The organism is Pseudoflavonifractor sp. SW1122, from assembly GCF_012027765.1.
GTDB lineage: Bacteria > Bacillota > Clostridia > Oscillospirales > Oscillospiraceae > Enterenecus > Enterenecus faecium.
In genome coordinates this window covers 1-19,655 of record NZ_SJOS01000032.1, presented here as the reverse complement: position 1 = coordinate 19,655, position 19,655 = coordinate 1, and the positions used below count along the sequence as shown (strand labels likewise).

17 protein-coding genes are annotated in these 19,655 nt (G+C 60.8%); 12 read left to right on the top strand and 5 right to left on the bottom strand.

Annotated features, from left to right (window positions below; all coding sequences use genetic code 11):
- Positions 1 to 560: 560 nt before the first annotated feature.
- From E0L15_RS08395 to E0L15_RS08375, 5 genes are all read right to left on the bottom strand, one after another.
- Entirely contained in the window at positions 561 to 1,556 is a 996-nt protein-coding gene (locus E0L15_RS08395) for an ABC transporter permease (protein ID WP_168125242.1), read from the bottom strand.
- Positions 1,549 to 2,658: an ABC transporter permease gene (locus E0L15_RS08390; RefSeq protein WP_168125241.1), complete on the bottom strand. Its 1,110-nt coding sequence runs from the start codon at positions 2,656 to 2,658 to the stop codon at positions 1,549 to 1,551. Before E0L15_RS08390 ends, E0L15_RS08395 begins: the two co-directional genes overlap by 8 nt.
- A gap of 3 nt (positions 2,659 to 2,661) precedes the next feature.
- The gene (locus tag E0L15_RS08385) at positions 2,662 to 4,242 is read right to left on the bottom strand and encodes an ABC transporter ATP-binding protein (protein ID WP_168125240.1); all 1,581 of its coding nucleotides are present in this window, start codon (positions 4,240 to 4,242) and stop codon (positions 2,662 to 2,664) included.
- 346 nt (positions 4,243 to 4,588) lie between these two features.
- A complete protein-coding gene (locus tag E0L15_RS08380) occupies positions 4,589 to 5,812 on the bottom strand; it encodes a BMP family ABC transporter substrate-binding protein (RefSeq protein WP_168125239.1) in 1,224 nt (407 codons plus the stop codon).
- A 196-nt stretch (positions 5,813 to 6,008) separates the two neighbouring features.
- The gene (locus E0L15_RS08375) at positions 6,009 to 6,581 is read right to left on the bottom strand and encodes a xanthine phosphoribosyltransferase (RefSeq protein ID WP_168125238.1); all 573 of its coding nucleotides are present in this window, start codon (positions 6,579 to 6,581) and stop codon (positions 6,009 to 6,011) included.
- Positions 6,582 to 6,823: 242 nt separating this feature from the next.
- Here E0L15_RS08375 and E0L15_RS08370 point away from each other — a divergent pair, with 242 nt between their 5' ends.
- From E0L15_RS08370 to aspS, 12 genes are all read left to right on the top strand, one after another.
- The gene (locus E0L15_RS08370; protein WP_168125237.1) at positions 6,824 to 7,675 is read left to right on the top strand and encodes a YitT family protein; all 852 of its coding nucleotides are present in this window, start codon (positions 6,824 to 6,826) and stop codon (positions 7,673 to 7,675) included.
- A gap of 113 nt (positions 7,676 to 7,788) precedes the next feature.
- The gene (locus E0L15_RS08365; protein ID WP_168125236.1) at positions 7,789 to 8,586 is read left to right on the top strand and encodes a ParB/RepB/Spo0J family partition protein; all 798 of its coding nucleotides are present in this window, start codon (positions 7,789 to 7,791) and stop codon (positions 8,584 to 8,586) included.
- A gap of 1,014 nt (positions 8,587 to 9,600) precedes the next feature.
- Complete coding sequence (locus E0L15_RS08360; RefSeq protein ID WP_168125235.1) at positions 9,601 to 10,359, top strand: AAA family ATPase; 759 nt, start codon at positions 9,601 to 9,603, stop codon at positions 10,357 to 10,359.
- Between the two features lie 48 nt (positions 10,360 to 10,407).
- Positions 10,408 to 11,292 (top strand): ParB/RepB/Spo0J family partition protein, encoded by an 885-nt coding sequence (locus tag E0L15_RS08355; RefSeq protein ID WP_168125234.1) that lies wholly within the window; start codon positions 10,408 to 10,410, stop codon positions 11,290 to 11,292.
- 201 nt (positions 11,293 to 11,493) lie between these two features.
- Positions 11,494 to 12,795 (top strand): serine--tRNA ligase, encoded by a 1,302-nt coding sequence (serS, locus tag E0L15_RS08350; protein ID WP_168125233.1) that lies wholly within the window; start codon positions 11,494 to 11,496, stop codon positions 12,793 to 12,795.
- A 23-nt stretch (positions 12,796 to 12,818) separates the two neighbouring features.
- Positions 12,819 to 13,202 (top strand): large-conductance mechanosensitive channel protein MscL, encoded by a 384-nt coding sequence (mscL, locus tag E0L15_RS08345; RefSeq protein ID WP_168125232.1) that lies wholly within the window; start codon positions 12,819 to 12,821, stop codon positions 13,200 to 13,202.
- A complete protein-coding gene (locus tag E0L15_RS08340) occupies positions 13,202 to 13,528 on the top strand; it encodes a hypothetical protein (protein ID WP_168125231.1) in 327 nt (108 codons plus the stop codon). Before mscL ends, E0L15_RS08340 begins: the two co-directional genes overlap by 1 nt.
- 14 nt (positions 13,529 to 13,542) lie before the next feature.
- Entirely contained in the window at positions 13,543 to 14,253 is a 711-nt protein-coding gene (rsmG, locus tag E0L15_RS08335; RefSeq protein WP_168125230.1) for a 16S rRNA (guanine(527)-N(7))-methyltransferase RsmG, read from the top strand.
- Between the two features lie 149 nt (positions 14,254 to 14,402).
- Entirely contained in the window at positions 14,403 to 15,137 is a 735-nt protein-coding gene (locus E0L15_RS08330) for an AAA family ATPase (protein WP_087232310.1), read from the top strand.
- 26 nt (positions 15,138 to 15,163) lie between these two features.
- Entirely contained in the window at positions 15,164 to 15,577 is a 414-nt protein-coding gene (locus E0L15_RS08325) for a methylglyoxal synthase (RefSeq protein ID WP_087232307.1), read from the top strand.
- Positions 15,578 to 15,779: 202 nt separating this feature from the next.
- On the top strand, positions 15,780 to 17,150 hold the full coding sequence (hisS, locus tag E0L15_RS08320; protein WP_168125229.1) for a histidine--tRNA ligase: 1,371 nt from the start codon (positions 15,780 to 15,782) through the stop codon (positions 17,148 to 17,150).
- 44 nt (positions 17,151 to 17,194) lie between these two features.
- Entirely contained in the window at positions 17,195 to 18,973 is a 1,779-nt protein-coding gene (gene aspS / locus E0L15_RS08315; RefSeq protein WP_168125228.1) for an aspartate--tRNA ligase, read from the top strand.
- Positions 18,974 to 19,655 lie beyond the last annotated feature (682 nt).

Here is a 19,655-nt window from a genome sequence, read left to right as displayed (position 1 = left end):
AGGAGGGGCCTTCCCCCTCCTTGTGGAATCCACCCCGCCGGTACAAGGCTGCTCCTGCGTCAGGGTGATCTTCGGCCCTTGGCCCGGTGGGGTCACATAGATGGCATGGTAATTCTATTGGGAGCGCCTGCTCCTCTGCTGGCGTATGCTTCTACCCCCAGGGCCTTACCCTGGTAAAGCAGCTGTTTCCAGCTGCCGATGGCCTGGCTCCCGGCGGCGGCAACGCCGCTTCTCCAGGGAGGCCCGGTCATGGAAACCGCCCAGCCATAGGGCCAGTTTCCCAGGGTGGCCTGGTGTGGTGGCACAAACAGGAGCCACAGCAAGGGTGACGGGCCGAGGGTCAACATGACGCAGTTTCAGCCTGGTACCCCAGGGGAGGTCCTTAGGGGGGAACGCCCTAAGCGGCTTTTTCGTCTATTTTTGGCCGCTCAAAAATAGACCCCCAGCGGAGCGCGTCCCTTGGCTGGCAAGCTAGAACCTGCTTTCTTCCCACAAGGGAGGCTCTTGGGCGCAAAAAAACTTCCACACCCTTTGTGTAGGGTGTGGAAGTTTTTGCGCTTTTATCGCTCTTCTCTAAAGTAGTTGAGGCCCAGGGCCGCAGGCTGTCCGCTGTTCTTGCTCTTTTTCACCGAGGTGGCAATGAGCACCAGAGCGGTGATGATAAAGGGCAAGGCCTGGTACAGCTGAGAGGGAACACCTGCCAGCCAGCCCAGGGGGCCGGGGAAGACCATGGCCAGAGAGGGGCCGGACACCCGCAGGGTGTTGAAGAAGCCGAACACCACGGTGCCCACCATGGCGAAGGCGGGGCTCCAGTTGGCGAAGATGACCAGGGCCACGGCAATCCAGCCATAGCCGTTGATCCAGCAGCTGGAGGAGAGAGAGCCGTTCATGTTCAGGCCCATGTAGTAGCCGCCAATGCCCATGATGCCGGAGCCCAGGCAGATGTGCAGGTACTTATAGCGGCGCACGTTGATGCCCACAGAGTCGGCGGCGGCGGGGTTTTCACCCACGGCCCGCAGCCGCAGCCCGGTGCGGGTGTACTTCAAGTACCACCACATCACCAGGGCGATGACCACACCCAGGTACACCAGGACGTTGTGGTCAAAGAGCACCTCGCCCAGCACCGGGATGTTGGACAGGCCCGGGATGGCCAGGTCGGCAAAGCCGTTTTGGATGTTGGAGTAGTTGTTCATGGCGGGCCAACTCACCGCCTTCACGCCGTTGCCCACGAAGAAGAACACGCCCAGGCCGAAGGTGGTGATGGTCAGACCGGTGATGTTCTGGTTGGCCTGGAAGGTGACGGTGAGCACGGCGAAGATGAGGCCGCACAGGGCGGCGGTGAGGAAGGCCACCAGCACGCCCACCACCATGGAGTTGGCATAGCAGCCCAGGATATAGCCGAAGATGGCGCCCACGGCCATGGTGCCCTCCACACCCAGGTTCAGGCTGCCCGACTTCTCAATGGTGATCTCTCCCACGGTGCCGTAGAGCAGGGGGATGTTATACACAATGATGTTGTGGAGGAATGTGGTGACAATGTTCAGCTTATCATCCATGGCGCTCCACCTCCTTTTTGGCGATGACCACACGGAAGCGTGTGAAGAAGTCCGCCGCCAGCACCAGGAACAAAATGACGCCCTGGAGCATGTCGGCAAAGCTGGAATCCACCGAGGCAAAGGTGGCGGCAGCGGCGGTGGAGCCGTATTGCAGCACGCCGATGAGGGCGGACACCAGGAAGATGCCCACGGTGCTCAGTTTGGCCAGCCAGGCCACAATGATACCGGTCCAGCCCACATCGTCGGTGATGGAGGCGGACAGAATGCCGGCGGTGCCCACCTTGAAGGCGGCGGCCAGGCCGATGAGGCAGGCGGAGAGGAACACGGTGCGCAGCACGATGGTGCTCACCTTCATGCCTGCATACCGGGCGGTGCCCATGGAGTCGCCCACCACGGCGATCTCATAGCCCTGCTTGGTGCGCTTGAGGTAGACGTACACCAGCACGCCGAGAGCCAGCGTAATGAGCACGCAGATGTTCAGCCCGAACTTGCCCAGCATAATCCGGGGGAAGGACACCATGGAGGTGAAGCTGGCGAAGGTGGGACGGGCGGACTCTGCGCTCAGAAAGAAGTTCCAATCCGCCTTGGTCTCCCCCAGGAAGGTGAGGAAGTACAGGGCGATGTAGTTGAGCATCAGGGTGAGCAGGGTCTCGTTGGTGCCGAACTTCACCTTCAGCGCGGCCACAAACAGGCCCAGCAGTCCGGCGGCCAGCATGGCGGCCAGACACATCAGCAGCAGCACCACCGGAGTGGGCAGCACGGGCCCGGCCTGAAAGGCCACCGCGGCGGCGGCAATGGCGCCCACAATGAACTGGCCCTCGCCGCCGATGTTCCAAAAGCGCATCTTAAAGGCCAGAGATAGGCCCAAAGCGGTGAGAATCAGAGGCACCAGGATTTTCAGGTAGTTTTCCGCCGCCTTATAGGCGATCTTGTTGCCCACCATACCCATGGTGAACATTTTGAAGTAGTATTCCAGGGGGTTGACGCCCATGGCCAGCAGCACCAGGCCGCCCAGCACCAGGGCCAACGCCACCGCTCCCACAATGAGGAGGATTTTTTTGAGCAGCGGGCAGTCCTCCCGCTTGACGATGTGCACACGCATGGCTTACTTCTCCTCCCCTTCCTCTTGGAATAAGCTGTCGGCGGCGTAGCCGGCGGGCTTGTCCTCGTACTTGTGGGTCAGGTCCAGGCTGCCCGTCATCATCAGGCCCAGCTCCTCCTTGGTGGTCTTGTGGGCGTGGACCACGCCCATGACCTTGCCGTGACACAGCACCAGGATTTTGTCGCACAGGGCCATCATCACGTCCAAATCCTCGCCCACGAAGAGGATGCCCACGCCGCTCTTCTTCTGCTCGTTGAGGATGTTGTAGATGGCATAGGAGGAGTGGATGTCCAGGCCACGCACCGGGTAGGCGGTGACGATGACGTTGGGGCCCGCCTTGATCTCTCGGCCCAGCAGCACCTTCTGCACGTTGCCGCCGGAGAGCCGGCGCACCGGGGTCTCGGTGGAGGGGGTCACCACCCCCAGCTCCTCAATCACCCGCTGGGCGTCCTCCCTGCCCGCCTTCCGGTCCACAAAGGGGCCTTTGGCGTCGTTGTAGTTCTTCAAGATCATGTTGTCCGTGATGGACATGGAGGGGGCCAGGCCCATGCCCAGACGGTCCTCGGGGATGAAGGACATGGAGATGCCCTTGGCCAGAATCTCCTTGGGGCTCAGGCCCACGATGTTCTCGCCCTTGTGAATCATCTTGCCCGCCTGGATGGGGCGCAATCCGGCGATGGCCTCACACAGCTCCTTCTGGCCGCATCCGGCGATGCCCGCCACGCCCAGCATCTCGCCGCCGCGGATGTAGAAGCTGACGTTGTCGATGGCCACGTTGCCCTCGTCGCTGCGGATGGTCAGGTCCCGAATCTCCAGCAGGGGCTTGAGCTTCTCCATCTTGGGCCGCTCAATGTTCAGGTCGATCTTGTGGCCCACCATCCACTCGGTGAGCTCCTGCTCGTTGGTCTCCTTGGTGTCCACGGTGGTGATATACTCGCCCTTGCGGAGAATAGCCACCCGGTCGGAGATGTCCATCACCTCATTGAGCTTGTGGGTGATGATGATGATGGAGTGGCCCTCGTCCCGCATGCGGCGGAGCACGCCGAAGAGCTTTTCGATCTCCTGGACGGTGAGCACGGCGGTGGGCTCGTCCAGAATGATGACCTTGGCCCCGTAGTAGAGCACCTTGATGATCTCCAGGGTCTGCTTTTCGGACACCGCCATGTTGCACACCTGCTTGCGGGGGTCCAGGTCGAAGCCGAACTTTTTGGCCATCTCCTCAATCTTGCGGTAGCGGTCTTTTTTCAGCACAAAGCCCGCCTCCTGGGCCCCCATCCAGATGTTATCGGCGGCGGAGAACACATCCACCAGCTTGAAGTGCTGGTGGACCATGCCGATGCCCAGCCGCTTGGCGTCCTGGGGGGAGGAAATGGTCACCGGCTGGCCGTCCACCAGAATGGTGCCGCTGTCGGGGGTATAGATGCCGGACAGCATGTTCATCAAGGTGGTCTTGCCGGAACCGTTCTCTCCCAACAGGGAGAGAATCTCTCCTTTTCGGAGATTCAGGTTGACGTTGTGGTTGGCCACCACCGGACCGAAGGTCTTGGTGATGCCACGAAGTTCCACGGCATATTCTTCTGCCATGCAATCTGCCTCCTTCTCTTTTGAATGAAGAACGAAGAATGAATCATGAAGAATGCAGGCCCTCGAGCCTCTGCGTATCTTCTTGGACTGCTGGCGTGGTAGGGGCCGTGGCTTGCCCGGCCCGCTGTCTCCTGGGCATTGCCCTGGGAGATTCGGGAGGGGCAAGCCCCTCCCCTACGCCCAAACATCAAAATCCGTGCCGCAATGCGGCACACCATAATTATTCGTTATTCATTCTTCATTTTTCATTTCCTGGTTTTGCCCCGGGAAATAACCATCCGGGCCGGCCGTTTTTCCCGGCCGGCCCGGATGAGTTCAGGGCTGGATTCAATTTGAGGGCCGGGCCTTAGCCCACCTGCACGCCCTCCACAAAGTAGTTCATGGTACCGGTGATCACAGCGTCCTCCACGCTCTTGCCGCCAGCGGGCACGATCTCCTTGCCGTCGTTGGTCTTCAGAGCGGAGTCGGTCTGGGTGATGGTGACGGAGCCGTCGTCATTCTTGGTGTAGGACAGCTTCACGCCGGAGAACACGTCCCACTCGCCCGTGGCCAGCAGCTCGATGATGGCGTCCAGGTAAGCCTGGGTGTCGGGGGCGCAGTTGTCGCTGAGCTCGGACACGCCCACCAGACCCTTGACCAGGCCCTCATAGTAGGCGGGGCCGCCCATGGCGGTGACGAAGTTCTCCGCGCCGCCGCAGGTCATGGCGGTGTCGATGGCCTGCTTGTAGTACACGTCCCAGTTCCACACAGCGGCGGTGAGGTGGGCCTTGGGGGCGTCCACGGTCATGTCGGAGTTGTAGCCGCAGCCAAACACGCCGGCCTTCTCCGCGGCGATCTGAGGCTGAGCGGAGTCACAGTGCTGGGCGATGACGCCGCAGTCATAGCTGTTGATGAGCTCCTCGGCAAAGGCGTACTCGTTCTGCTCGTCGTTCCACTTGCCCAGCTCCTTGACGTACACGGTGGCGTCGGGGTTCACGGACTGCACGCCCAGGGCGAAGCCGTTGATGCCGGAGCAGGTCTCGGCGTACTGGGTACCGAAGGCGGAGACATAGCCCACATGATTGTTGCCGGTCTCCAGGCTCTTCAAACCAGCGGCCACGCCGGTGAGGTAGCGGGCCTGATAGATACGGCCGAAGTAGTTGTTGAAGTTGGTCTCGTTGGACAGGTAGCCGGTGGCGTGGGAGAAGATCACCTCGGGGTACTCCTCGGCCTTGGCGTTCATGGCGTTGAGGTAGTTGAAGGAGATACCAAAGATGATATCACAGCCCTCACCCACCAGGGTGTCCACAGCGGCAGCCACCTTGTCGTCCTCCTCGGGCACCTCGTCCACGATGACCAGCTGGCTGTCAGGGTCCAGGCCCAGCTCGTCCATGGCGGTGGTGATGCCCTTGTGGTGGGCGTAGGTGTAACCGGCGGTGTCGGTCTTCTTGTTGATATAGATGGCGCCGACCTTAAAGTCGCTGTCGGCAGTGCCGGAGTTGGAGCTCTTGGGGTCGCTGTTTCCGCCGCAGGCGGCCAGGCTCAGCGCCATGACGCCAGCCATCACCAGGGCAAGGATACGCTTTTTCATACGTTTCGTTCCTCCTTCAAATATCCCTTATCTGATTCCTACTATTATTTCAAAAAAAGGTGGTTCCTTTTCTGAAATCGTGGTTTCTCCGCCAAAGTGCGTAGGGGAGGGGCTTGCCCCTCCCGCAGGTATCCAGGCAGCAGCGGGCCGGGCAAGCCACGGCCCCTACCACCGTATACCACCCAATGGCGGTCTTTTAATCACAAAACGTGATGCCTTTGGAGCTCATGGCCTTGATGCGGGCCAGAGACTCCACCCGCACCCCCATGGAGCGGATGAGATCGCCGCCGGGCTGGAAGGCCTTCTCCACCGCAATGCCAGCTCCCACCAGGGTGGCGCCGGAATCCCGCACCAGCTTGATCAGGCCCTGGAGGGCCGCGCCGTTGGCCAAAAAGTCGTCGATGAGGAGCACCCGGTCTCCGGGGCCCAAAAACTTCTTGGACACGATGATGTCATACACCCGGCCATGGGTGAAGGACTCCACCTGGGCGGAGTACACCTCCCCGGCGATGTTCTTGGTCTTATTCTTCTTGGCAAAGAGCACGGGAACGCCAAACTGCTGGGCCACCACACAGGCAATGCCAATGCCGGAGGCCTCGATGGTGAGGATTTTCGTCACGTGGTCGTCGGCAAACAGCCGTGCCCACTCCTTGCCCATCTCCGCAAAGAGTCCCACGTCCATCTGGTGGTTGAGGAAGCTGTCCACCTTTAATACGTCTTCGCCCTCCATGACCCCGTCTTCCAGAATGCGCTGTTCCAACAGTTTCACCGCTCTTCGCTCCTCTCTCTTCTCTTGTCCATTTCCCGGGATTTCACCCCGGAACAAAAATAAGATACCTGATATTTTAACAAAAAAACTTCCGCTGTTCCATTCTATTTTTTGCACATATCTTGCTTGTTGTCAAGTGTTATTTCTGGTACAATATTTACACTTTAGAAGGGTAATCAACAAATTGTAGAAAAGGTCCCAAATTCGCCCAATGATATGAGAGAGAAAGGGGTACGAAGCCGATGAAAGTGAAACAATTCTTGACGGAATATGCCCTGCTCACCCTGGGCACCGCTCTGGTGGCCATGGGTACCTACTTTTTCAAATTTCCCAATCACTTCTCCACCGGAGGGGTGACGGGCATCGCCGTCATCCTCTCCTCCATCTTCCCTGCGGTGAGCTCCTCCCTGTTTGCCTCGGTCATCAACGTGGCCTTCCTCCTGCTGGGCTTTGGGGTACTCAACCGGGGCTTCGGCGTGCGCACCGTGTACTGCTCTCTCCTCTTCTCCGGCATGCTGGCTGGGCTGGAGTGGCTGGTGCCTCTGTCCGGCCCCCTCACCGACGAGAAGCTGCTGGAGCTGTTCTTCGGCGTCATCCTCCCCGCCCTGGGCTCTGCCATTCTCTTCAACACCCAGGGCTCCACCGGCGGCACCGATATCCTGGCCATGATACTGAAAAAATTTACCAGCTTGGACATCGGCATGGCCCTGCTCTATGTGGACGTACTGATCGCCGGGTCCACCCTCGTTTTGATTGACATTGAGACGGGCCTCTTCTCCCTGCTGGGCCTGGTGTTGAAGTCTGTTCTGGTAGACTCGGTGATTGAGTCTCTCAACCGGAAGAAGAGCTTCATTCTGGTGACCTCCTGTCCGGAAGAGGTGTGCGACTTCATCACCCATACGCTCCACCGCTCCGCCACCTTCTGGAAGGGCGAGGGCGCCTACTCCCATCAGGACAAGTGGGTGGTGCTCACCGCCCTGTCCCGAGCCCAGGCGGTGGCTCTGCGCCGCCATCTGAAGGCCATCGACCCCCACGCCTTCATGCTCATCACCAACTCCAGCGAGATCTTCGGCAAGGGCTTCCTCCGCGCCTGACCTTCACAAGTGCCATTTCCCATCCCAGACTCCGACAGAATTTTTCCACAGCTTCGTGCTACAATGTGGAAAAATACAGGGAAACCTGCGTTTCCCCAGGAGGCAGATGAGGAATGGCACTTTTTTTAAAGGACAAACGGCAGGTGCTCAACCTGCCCGTGGATAGCATCCACCCCAACCCCAACCAGCCCCGGAGTATCTTCTCCCAGGCGGAGCTGCAAGAGCTGTCCGACTCCATCGTGCAGCTGGGTATCTTACAGCCCCTGTCGGTGCGGAAGGTGGGCAATGAGTGGGAGCTCATCTCCGGAGAGCGGCGGCTGCGGGCGGCCCAGATGGCGGGGATGACCATGGTGCCCTGCCTGGTGGTTCAGACGGATGAGGAGACCTCCTCCCTGCTGGCCCTGGTGGAGAACATCCAGCGGCGCAACCTGGACGTGTGGGAAGAGGCCATCGCCCTGCGCCGCCTCATCACCCTCCACCACATGTCTCAGGACGAGGTGGCCCGGCGGGTGGGCAAGAGCCAGTCGGCGGTGGCCAACAAGCTGCGGCTTCTCAAGCTGCCCCCCGACGTCATCGACATTCTCCGCCAGGCCCAGCTCACCGAGCGGCACGCCCGGGCGCTGCTGCGGCTGGACAACGGAGACGACCAGCGCAAGGCCGCCCAGTACATCGTCCGCAACAACCTCACGGTGGCCCAGTCGGAGGCGTACATCTCCAAGCTGTGCCAGGACACCAAAACCAAGCAGCCCCCCTCCCCTATTTTGCGCATTAAGGATGTGCGGTTATTCTTCAACACCCTGCGCCGCTCGGTGAAACTCATGGAGGCGGCGGGACTGCACACCCAGTGCACCAAGGAGGAAGTGGAGGATGGGGTGAAGGTGACCATTCACATTCAGAAACCTGCGGAATAAGAGGACACGCCGTCCCGGCGCTCGGGGCGGCGTGTTTCTTTTATTCCTTATATATATTATACCTGACTGAGAGGTTGCCCTTCTAACCTCCCAAGTCTCAGGCTTGCCAGCCTGGTGGGGACGCTTCCCGCTGGGGGTTCCTTTTGCTCGGTCAAAAGGAACCAAAACCCGCTTAGGGCGTTCCCCCCTAAGAACCTCCCTGGGGTACTGGTTGGAACGTGCGCCTTTCTCTCTTCGGCCCTGGACGGTTCAGGTCACATAGATGGCATAGACATTCTGTGGGTGGTGCCCACTCCTCTGTAGGATGGTACTTCGATTCCCAGGGCCTTACTCTGGTGAGCCGCTGTTCCCAGCGGTCGGGAGCCTGGCAGCGCAATTCTGGTGGGCTGGGCACAAAAAGGCCCTGAACATCGCCAAATTTCTTGGGTTGATGGGCGTAGGGGAGGGGCTTGCCCCTCCCGAATCCCCCAGGGCAATGCCAGGAAACCAACGGGCCGGGCAAGCCACGGCCCCTACCACAGCAACACAGGAAGTGCGGCAAACACTCCCGGCGGCAGTCATCCGAAGCCGGACTCCCGGCGGCGGGAACGCCGCTTCTCCATGGTAGGCCCTGGCAATGGAAGCGTGTACCATCAGAGGAGTCAACACGAACTGTAGAACGGCAAGCTATCTATGTGACCCCACCCGGACCAGGGCCGAAACAAGACGGACGCAGGTGCACCCAGTACCGCGGGGTGGATTCCACAAGGCGGGGGAAGGCCCCGCCTTTGGTGGGTCTTTGGTGACTTTCTGCCCAGTCAGAAAGTTACCCCAGCGGAGCGTCCCCGGCTGGCAAGCCTGTATTTGGAAAAATAGAACAACAGACTACCTCAGTCACCCGACTGAGATAGTCCAATTTGTTTCACGTGAAACACCTATTTTTCTTACACTGTGGTGGTTGAAAAAATCCTCACAAAACGGTATAATCAAACTCAGTTCTGTTTATCCTTTGAATGAAAAAAGGCGGGTTGTGTTATGTCAAAAACCATTGCCATTGTTAACCAAAAAGGCGGTGTTGGAAAGACCACCACCTGTGTCAATCTGGCCGCGGCTCTGGGTCAACAGGGCCACAAGGTGCTGGTGTGCGACTTCGACCCCCAGGGCAACGCCACCTCTGGGTTCGGTGTGGACAAGTCCCACTCCCCCAGTGTGTATGACGTGCTGCTGGGCAACGCCCCCATGTCCAAGGCCATTGTGTCCACCACCTGGGCGGACGTGGTGCCCTCCAACAAGGCCCTGTCCGGCGCCACCGTGGAGCTCATCGGCATGGACCGTCGGGAGTACCGGCTGAAGGACGCCCTGGAGGAAGTGAAGGACAACTACGACTATATCTTCATCGACTGCCCCCCTTCCCTGGAGCTGCTCACCCTGGACTCCCTGTGCGCCGCCGACACCCTGCTGGTGCCCGTCCAGTGCGAGTACTACGCCCTGGAAGGTCTCAGCGATCTGATGTACACCGTGCGTCTGGCCAAGCGGTCCCTGAACCCCAGCCTGGATTTGGAGGGCGTGGTGCTCACCATGTACGACGGACGCACCAACCTGTCCATGCAGGTGGCGGAGGAGGTCAAGCGGTACTTCCCCGGCAAGGTGTACGCCAGTGTCATCCCCCGCAATGTGCGCCTCTCCGAGGCCCCCAGCCACGGCAAGCCGGTGCTGGCCTACGACAAGTGGTCCCGAGGCGCCGAGGCCTATGAGGCCCTGGCGGAGGAGTTTCACAACAAGAACAAAGCCTGATGTTTCACGTGAAACATCCCACTGAAATAGAAAGGAAGGGATAGCCACATGGCAAAAGTCAAAGGCGGCTTAGGCCGGGGCCTGGGCGCCCTCATGGGGGACGCCGCCCTCCAGACCCAAGAGGCGGGCTCGGTACAGCTGCCCATCTCCCAGGTGGAGCCGGGGCTGAACCAGCCCCGGAAGCGGTTTGACGAGGAGTCCCTGGCCGACCTGGCGGACTCCATCCGGGAGCACGGCATCATCCAGCCCCTCACCGTCCGCCGTCTCTCCACCGGATACTATCAGATCATCGCCGGGGAACGCCGGTGGCGGGCCGCCAAGCAGGCGGGCCTCAGCGAGGTGCCGGTGGTCATCATCGAGGCGGACGACCGCAAGGTCATGGAGCTGGGCCTCATTGAGAACCTCCAGCGGGAGGACCTGAACCCCATGGAAGAAGCGGAGGGGTATTTGGTGCTGCTCACCGACTACGGCCTGACCCAGGAGGAGGTGGCCCGGCGGATGGGCAAGTCCCGCCCCGCCATTGCCAACGCCCTGCGTCTCACCTCCCTCCCCCCTGCCGTCCGGGAACAGCTGGCCCAGGGCATCCTGTCCGCCGGACATGGCCGGGCGGTGCTCATGGTGGAGGGCGAGCAGGCCCAGACCGCCTTTGGCGCCTGGATTGCCGAACAGGGGCTGTCGGTGCGTCAGGCGGAGGCCGCCGCCAAGCACTTCACCCTGGAGCCCAAGGTGAAGAAGGAGAAGCCCACCAACGAAAACCAGATGTATATCGACCAGGCCCAGCAGCAGCTGGCCAGCCATCTGGGCCGCAAGGTGAAGATCACCAGCGGCAAGAAGAAGGGCCGCCTGGAGCTGGAGTTCTACAATGTGGACGATCTGAATAACCTGCTGGAGCAGCTGGGCCAGCTGCCGCAGGCAATGAAGAACGAAGAATGAAAAATGAAGAATGCAAGCCCTGAGGGTGCTCTGTCAGCCAGTTTTCTGGTATTACTCTGAGAAATTCGGGAGGGGCAAGCCCCTCCCCTACCGCCCCAAAATGTAATCCGTGCCGCACAGCGGCACACCATAATTATTCATTATTCACTATTCATTTTTCATTTATATTCTCCCAGAAACACGAATAAAGGAGCCAGTATTATGTTAGACATCAAGTTTATCCGGGAAAACCCCGAGGTTGTCAAAGAGAACATCAAGAAGAAGTTCCAGGACGCCAAGCTGCCCCTGGTGGACCAGGTCATCGAGCTGGACCGCCAGAACCGGGACGCCATGACCGAGGCCAACAACCTGCGGGCCTCCCGCAACTCCCTGTCCAAGCAGATCGGTATGCTCATGGGCCAGGCCAAGAAGGACCCCTCCAAGCTGGAGGAGGCCGAGGCCGTCAAGGCCCAGGTGAAGGCCAACGCTGACCGCCTGGCCGAGCTGGAGGAGCTGGAGGGCAAGCTGGCGGTGGAGATTCGTTCCATCCTGCTGAAGATCCCCAACATCATCGACCCCTCCGTGCCCATCGGCGAGAGCGATGAATTCAACGTGGAGGTGGAGCGGTTCGGCGAGCCCGCCACCCCCGACTTCGAGGTGCCCTACCACACCGCCATCATGGAGTCCTTTGACGGCATCGACCTGGACTCCGCTGGCCGCGTGTCCGGCAACGGCTTCTACTACCTCATGGGCGACATTGCCCGGCTGCACTCCGCTGTGCTGGCCTACGCCCGGGACTTTATGATCAACAAGGGCTTCACCTACTGCGTGCCCCCCTTCATGATCCACGGCAACGTGGTGGAGGGCGTCATGAGCCAGACCGAGATGGACGCCATGATGTATAAGATTGAGGGCGAGGACCTGTACCTCATCGGCACCAGCGAGCACTCCATGATCGGCAAGTTCATCGACCAGATCATCCCCGAGTCCTCCCTGCCCTACACCCTCACCTCCTACTCCCCCTGCTTCCGCAAGGAGAAGGGCGCCCACGGCATTGAGGAGCGCGGCGTGTACCGCATCCACCAGTTCGAGAAGCAGGAGATGGTGGTGGTGTGTAGCCCTGAGGAGTCCATGGAGTGGTACGAGAAAATGTGGCGCTACTCCGTGGAGCTGTTCCGCTCCCTGGACATCCCCGTCCGTCAGCTGGAGTGCTGCTCCGGCGACCTGGCCGACCTGAAGGTGAAGTCCTGCGACATTGAGGCCTGGTCCCCCCGTCAGCAGAAGTACTTCGAGGTGTGCTCCTGCTCCAACCTGGGCGACGCTCAGGCCCGCCGCCTGAAGATGCGGGTCAAGGGCGAGAACGGCATGTACCTGCCCCACACCCTGAACAACACCGTGGTGGCTCCTCCCCGTATGCTCATCGCCTTCCTGGAAAACAACCTCCAGGCCGACGGCTCCGTCACCATCCCCGAGCCTCTGCGCCCCTACATGGGCGGCACCACCGTGCTCACCCCCAAGCACTGAGATACCATACGAGGTAACTACAGATGAAAGCCTTTATTCGGGAATTCAAGACCTTCTTGAACCGGGGCAACGTGCTGGACCTGGCGGTGGGCGTCATCATCGGCGGCGCCTTCAAGTCCATCACCGACTCCCTCACCAACGACATTCTCATGCCCCTGCTGGGGCTGCTGGTCAATCGGGTGTCCTTCTCCGATCTGACCCTCACCCTGGGCTCCGCCACCATCGCCTACGGCAGCTTTATTGAGGCGGTGCTCAACTTCATCATCATGGCCTTCGCCGTGTTCTGCATCGTCAAGGCCTTCAACCGCCTCCACCGGAAAAAGGAGGAGGCAGCCCCCGCTCCCAAGCCCTCCAAGGAGGAGCTGCTGCTCACCGAGATCCGTGATCTGCTGAAGGAGGGCAAGTAATGGAGGAGCAAGAACCCAGCTACACCCCCGCCTCCTATGAAAAGCGGGTGGCGGCCTGGATTGGCATTGGGTACATGCTCATGCTCATTGCCCTGATCACCTACACCATCGCCACCGCCCGCACCCTCCCCGGCACCGCCCCCCTGCTGGTGGTGCCTGTGGGAATTGGCGTGCCCTTCATCGCCGTCCACCGCCAGCGCCAGGGTACCGCCCCCGGCGGCCTGGTGGGCACCATTCTCATCTGCCTGGTGTGCCTGGTGGCGGTGGTGCTGGGGCTTTGGCTGGGCGTGCCCGCCCTCATCGCCAACGTCACCACACCCCTGTAAAGGAGCACGCGCCCATGGAATCTCTCATTTCCACCGGCCTTGCCCAGCTGGACCTCCCCGCCTACCCGGCGGATGCGGCGGCCAAGCTGGCAAAGTATGGTAATTTATTAATGGAACAAAACCAGGTGATGAACCTCACCGCCATCACCCAGCCCTTTGACGTGGCCACCCTGCACATGCTGGACTGTGCGCCCCTTTTAAACTGCGGGCGTCTGGAGCATGCCAAGCTCATTGACGTGGGCACCGGGGCGGGCTTCCCCGGCATGGTGCTGAAAGCCCTCTGCCCCACCCTGTCTCTCACTCTGCTGGACGGGCTGCAAAAGCGGCTTTCCTGGCTGGAGACGGTGGCGGAGGAGCTGGCGCTGGAGGGGGTCACCACCCTCCATGCTCGGGCCGAGGAGGCGGGGCAAGACGGTTCACTCCGGGAGCAGTTTGACTTTGCCACCGCCCGGGCGGTGGCGGACCTGGGGCTTCTGTGCGAGATGTGCCTGCCCTTTGTGAAGGTGGGCGGGCGTTTCCTGGCCATGAAGGGCCCGGAGTGCCAGGAGGAGCTGGACCGGGCGGCCCGTGCCATCCCCACCCTGGGCGGCGTGCTCAAGGGCTGCTACGACTACCGGATTCCCCACACGGACATCACCCACCGGGTGGTGGTGGTGGAGAAGGTGGCCCCCTGCCCCGCCAAGTATCCGAGGCGTTGGGCGAAGATGCAGAAGACGCCCTTATAAATGAAGAACGAAAAATGAAGAATGAAGAATGCAGGACCTGGGGTGCGGCGCACCCCAGGATGCTGCACTTTCATTCAATTTGTTTACAAAAAACTTGCGGTATGAGACAATTCATGATATGATTTTCTTGTTGTGGAGGAGGCTAAGGCATGGGAACATCGGTAATGGTCACATCTGGAAAGGGCGGAACGGGTAAAACCGCCCTCACTGCCGGCGTCGCCTCATGTCTGGCCGCCTTAGGCCGTCGGGTGCTGTGCATTGACGTGGACGTGGGTCTGCGCAATCTGGACATTGCCCTGGGCATGTCCGACCGGGCCGTGATGGACTTCTCCGACGTGATGGAACATCGCTGTCCCCTGCTCACCGCAGCGGCAGAGCACCCCCAAATTCGAGGTCTCTTTCTCCTCACCGCCCCCCTGTCCCTCATCAATTTGGATTTGAAGGGCTTCCGGGACGTGATTGACGAGGCACGGGACTACTACGATTTCATCTTTCTGGACTCTCCGGCAGGACTGGGAGACGGGTTCCAGCTGGCCATGTACGCCGCGGACCGTGCCATTGTGGTCTCCGCCACCGAGCCCGCCGCCCTGCGGGATGCCCAGCGGGCGGTGACCAAGCTCATGGGCCAGATTGAGGACATCCATCTGGTGGTCAACCGGGTAGAGCCCCGCATGATCGGCAAGCTGCGCACCACCATTGACGTCGCCATGGACACCGCCGGACTGCCCCTGCTGGGCATGGTGCCGGAGGACCCCCAAGTTACCCTGGCGGCAGCTCAGAGTGTCCCTCTGGTGTTGAAGACCTACAAGGGCGCTGCACCAGCTTATCTCAATATTGCCAAACGCCTGCTTGGCCAGCGGGTGCCCCTGTTGCACATCCGCTGAGCCCCCACAAGAAAGGAAGGATTCCCATGAACATTGCTCTGATGAGTCACGACAACAAAAAGGAGCTGATGGTGCAGTTCTGCATCGCCTACTGCGGCATCCTCTCCAAACATACCGTGTGCGCCACCAGCCGCACCGGCCGCCTGGTGGCCGAGGCCACCGGACTGCCCGTCCAGCTGTTTATGGCCCATGCTCACGGCGGCGCCCAACAGATTGGCGCCCGCATCGCCTACAACGAAATTGACATGGTGCTGTTTTTCAATGACCCCAATGCGGAGGATCTGGACCAGGACCTGCACTATATCACCCGCCTGTGCGACCAGAACAATGTGCCCATTGCCACCAACGCCGCCACCGCCGAGATGCTCATCCACGGCCTGGCCCGGGGCGACCTGAACTGGCGGGAGCTGATCAAACCCTCTACCCCGCTCAAAGTGTAAACTCATGTTCGGAGGTGTTGCCTCGGCAACACCTCTTTCCTTTGCGAAACGTCTCCTTTTCCCGTGGTAGGGGAGGGGCTTGCCCCTCCCGTCCCTGGTTGCGCCTGATTGCGGGAGGGGCAAGCCCCTCCCCTACGGCATGCTATGGGACCCCAGGCAGGACACGTTCCCCCCCATTCTAGCTGTAAGGAGTCCGATTCACATGGCAAAACAAAAACCCCGCACCCTCTCTGGGTTTATGGAACTGCTCCCCCAGCGTCAGGTGCAGTTTGACCGCATGGTGGAGCTGCTGCGCCGCTCCTATTCCCTCTACGGCTTCACCCCCCTGGACACCCCCGTCATCGAGGCCAGCGAGGTGCTGCTGGCCAAGGCCGGCGGCGAGACCGAGAAGCAGATTTACCGCTTTTTGAAGGGCGACACCGACCTGTCCCTGCGCTTTGACCTCACCGTGCCCCTGGCCAAGTATGTGGCCCTCCACTATGGGGACCTGGCCTTCCCCTTCCGCCGCTTCCAGATCGGCAAGGTGTACCGGGGCGAGCGCGCCCAGCGGGGCCGCTTCCGTGAATTCTATCAGGCGGACATCGACATCATCGGGGACGGCAAGCTGGACATCGTCAACGAGGCGGAAATTCCCTCCATCATCTATCAGACCTTCACCTCCTTAGGGCTGAAGCGGTTCCAGATTCGGGTGAACAACCGGAAGATTCTCAACGGCTTTTATGCCATGCTGGGCCTCACCGAGAAGTCCGGGGACATCATGCGCACCGTGGACAAGCTGGAGAAGATCGGCCCCGAGAAGGTGGCCGCCCTCCTCACCGGCGAGGACATCGGCATCACGAGTGAGCAGGCCGACGAGATTCTCAAGTTCATCGCCATCCAGGGCGACAACGACCAGGTGCTCACCGCTCTGGAGGGCTACCGTGGCCGCCACGAGCTGTTCGACCAGGGCCTGGACGAGCTCACCTGCGTGGTGAAGTACCTGTCCGCCTTCGGGGTGCCCCAGACCCACTTTGCCGTGGATTTGACCATTGCCCGTGGTCTGGACTACTACACCGGCACCGTGTACGAGACCACCATGCTGGACCATCCGGAGATCGGCTCCATCTGCTCCGGCGGCCGCTACGACAACCTGGCCGAGTACTACACCGACAAGCAGCTGCCCGGCGTGGGCATCTCCATCGGCCTGACCCGCCTGTTCTTTGTCCTGGAGGATCAGGGCTACCTCAACGAGGAGATGGTCACTGCCCCCGCCGACGTGCTCATCCTGCCCATGACCGAGGACCTGGCCCCCGCCATCTCCTTTGCCACCCAGCTGCGCCAGGCGTGCGTGCGGGCCCAGCTGTACACCGAGCAGAAGAAGTTCAAGCAGAAGATGACCTACGCCGACAAAATCGGCGTGCCTTACGTGGCCTTCCTGGGCGACGACGAGATCTCCCAGAATGCCGTGTCCGTCAAGGACATGACCACCGGCCAGCAGGAGACCCTGCCCGTGGACCAGGCGGTGGACACCATTGCCAACGACCTGGCCGAACGGGTAGCTGGCATTGACCCCATCCAGGAACCTGAGCACTAATTGTAATATTTTATATCTATTATACATTTTGGAGTTGATTTCACATGGTTCAATCCCGTACCCACACCTGTGGGGAACTGCGCATGGAGCAGGTCGGCCAGACCGTCACCCTGGCTGGCTTCCTAGAAAATGTCCGTGAGGTGGGCCAGAATCTGGCCTTTGTGGTGCTGCGTGACTTCTACGGCACCACCCAGGTGGTCCTTGAGACCGCCGAGATGATGGCCATCGTCAAGGACCTGAACAAGGAGTCCACCCTCCAGGTCACCGGCGTTGTCCGGGAGCGTGACAGCAAGAACCCCAAGCTGCCCACCGGCGACATTGAGGTGGTGCCCTCTGCCATCACCGTGCTGGGCCGCTGCCGCCACAACGAGCTGCCCTTCCCCATCAATCGCAGCCGGGAGGCGGACGAGACCCAGCGTCTGAAGTACCGCTATCTGGACCTGCGCAACCCTGAGGTGAAGAACAACATCATCCTGCGCTGCAACGTGGTGTCCGCCCTGCGCCAGGCCATGACCGCCGAGGGCTTTATGGAGATCACCACCCCCATTTTGACCGCCTCCTCCCCCGAGGGCGCCCGGGACTACCTGGTGCCCAGCCGCAAGCACCCCGGCAAGTTCTACGCGCTGCCCCAGGCGCCCCAGCAGTTCAAGCAGCTGCTGATGGCCTCCGGCTTTGACCGCTACTTCCAGATTGCCCCCTGCTTCCGGGACGAGGACGCCCGTGGCGACCGCTCCCCCGGCGAGTTCTATCAGCTGGATATGGAGATGGCCTTCGCCAACCAGGAGGACGTGTTCGCCGTTCTGGAGCGTGTGCTGCCCCCCATCTTCGCCAAGTACGGCACCTACAACGTGGCCTCTCAGGCCCCCTTCACCCGCATCCCCTTCCTGGAGGCCATGGACAAGTACGGCTCCGACAAGCCCGACCTGCGCATTGACCTGACCCTCACCGACGCCACCGAGGTGCTGTCCGGCTGCGGCTTCGGACCCTTCGAGGGCAACACCGTCAAGGCCATTGTGGTCACCGACTTTGTGGGCACCCGCAAGCAGATCGACGGGCTGTGCGCCGAGGTGGAAGTGCAGTCCGGCGAGAAGGCCTACTGGTTCCGCTACGATGAGAAGGGCGAGATCGTGGGCGGCATCGCCAAGTTCGTCCAGCCCATCAAGGAGGCTGTGGTGGAGGCTCTGGGCCTCACTCCCGGCTGCTTTGTGGGTCTCACTGCAGGCAAACTGCTCACCGCCCAGAAGACCGCTGGCGTGCTCCGCTCCAAGCTGGGCAACTTCTGCCCCAACCACATGGACCGTGAGCGCTACGAGTTCTGCTGGATTGTGGACTTCCCCATGTACGAGATTGGCGAGGAGTCCGGGCTGCTGGAGTTCTGCCACAACCCCTTCTCCATGCCCAACGGCGGCCTGGAGATTCTGAAGAAGGCCGCTGCCGGCGAGGTGGACCCCCTGACCATCACCGCCTACCAGTACGACCTGGTGTGCAACGGCGTGGAGCTGTCCTCCGGCGCGGTGCGGAACCACGACCCCGAGATCATGCTGGAGGCCTTCCAGCTGGTGCGTCTGGGCGAGGACGACGTGAAGAGCAAGTTCCCCGCCATGTACAACGCCTTCACCTACGGCGCTCCCCCCCACGCAGGCATTGCCCCCGGTGTGGACCGCATGGTGATGCTGCTGGCCGGTGAGGACTCCATCCGTGAGATCATCCCCTTCCCCATGAACAAGAACGCCCAGGACCTGATGATGGGCGCCCCCTCCTTCGTGGACCCCAAGCAGCTGGACGAGCTGAACATCGTCTGCGTCAAGCAGGAAGAAGAATAAAAACCTTTGGCTGGAGAAAAGCAGGTGCTTTTCTCCGGCCAATTTGTTTTTACGAATCAAGAGAAATTGATCGTCTAACCGCCCAGGTTCCGGCTTGCCAGCCTGGTGGGGACGCTTCCCGCTGGGGGTTTCTTTTGAGCGGGCAAAAGAAACCAAAACCCGCTTAGGGCGTTTCCCCCTAAGGACCCCCCTGGGGTACCAGGCTGGAAGTGCGTCAATCCTATGGCCGGCCCTGGCCCTGGTGGGGTCACATAGATGGCCTGGCAAGTCTATGGAACGCATTTCCTTCTCTGTGAGACGGTGCCCCTGTTTCCAGGGCCTCACCCCGGTGTGCGGCGTTCCCGCCGCCGGGAGCCAAGCCCCCGGCAACTGGAAACCGTTGCTTACCAGGGTAAGGCCCTGGCGGTAGAAGGACGCAGGAACAGAGAAGTAAATCCAAACCATAGAACGGCGAGCTATCTATGTGACCCCACCAGGCTATGGGCCGAAACAAGGAGAACGCAGGGACACCCCGTACCGCGGGGTGGATTCCAAAGGCGGGGGAAGGCCCCGCCTTTGGCGATTCTTTCCCCGATTTCTCATCGGGGAGAAATCGGGCCCAGCGGAGCGTCCCCGGCGGGGGCGCTGGTTTCCACCTGAGAAATGGTCGAAGAGCAAAGCTTTTCTTTTTACCATCAAAAAA

Coding starts and splice junctions, on each gene's coding strand:
- E0L15_RS08395 (WP_168125242.1), bottom strand. CDS start 1,556: ATGGATGATAAGCTGAACATTGTCACCACATTCCTCCACAACATCATT.
- E0L15_RS08390 (WP_168125241.1), bottom strand. CDS start 2,658: ATGCGTGTGCACATCGTCAAGCGGGAGGACTGCCCGCTGCTCAAAAAA.
- E0L15_RS08385 (WP_168125240.1), bottom strand. CDS start 4,242: ATGGCAGAAGAATATGCCGTGGAACTTCGTGGCATCACCAAGACCTTC.
- E0L15_RS08380 (WP_168125239.1), bottom strand. CDS start 5,812: ATGAAAAAGCGTATCCTTGCCCTGGTGATGGCTGGCGTCATGGCGCTG.
- E0L15_RS08370 (WP_168125237.1), top strand. CDS start 6,824: ATGAAAGTGAAACAATTCTTGACGGAATATGCCCTGCTCACCCTGGGC.
- E0L15_RS08365 (WP_168125236.1), top strand. CDS start 7,789: ATGGCACTTTTTTTAAAGGACAAACGGCAGGTGCTCAACCTGCCCGTG.
- E0L15_RS08360 (WP_168125235.1), top strand. CDS start 9,601: ATGTCAAAAACCATTGCCATTGTTAACCAAAAAGGCGGTGTTGGAAAG.
- E0L15_RS08355 (WP_168125234.1), top strand. CDS start 10,408: ATGGCAAAAGTCAAAGGCGGCTTAGGCCGGGGCCTGGGCGCCCTCATG.
- serS (WP_168125233.1), top strand. CDS start 11,494: ATGTTAGACATCAAGTTTATCCGGGAAAACCCCGAGGTTGTCAAAGAG.
- mscL (WP_168125232.1), top strand. CDS start 12,819: ATGAAAGCCTTTATTCGGGAATTCAAGACCTTCTTGAACCGGGGCAAC.
- E0L15_RS08340 (WP_168125231.1), top strand. CDS start 13,202: ATGGAGGAGCAAGAACCCAGCTACACCCCCGCCTCCTATGAAAAGCGG.
- rsmG (WP_168125230.1), top strand. CDS start 13,543: ATGGAATCTCTCATTTCCACCGGCCTTGCCCAGCTGGACCTCCCCGCC.
- E0L15_RS08330 (WP_087232310.1), top strand. CDS start 14,403: ATGGGAACATCGGTAATGGTCACATCTGGAAAGGGCGGAACGGGTAAA.
- E0L15_RS08325 (WP_087232307.1), top strand. CDS start 15,164: ATGAACATTGCTCTGATGAGTCACGACAACAAAAAGGAGCTGATGGTG.
- hisS (WP_168125229.1), top strand. CDS start 15,780: ATGGCAAAACAAAAACCCCGCACCCTCTCTGGGTTTATGGAACTGCTC.
- aspS (WP_168125228.1), top strand. CDS start 17,195: ATGGTTCAATCCCGTACCCACACCTGTGGGGAACTGCGCATGGAGCAG.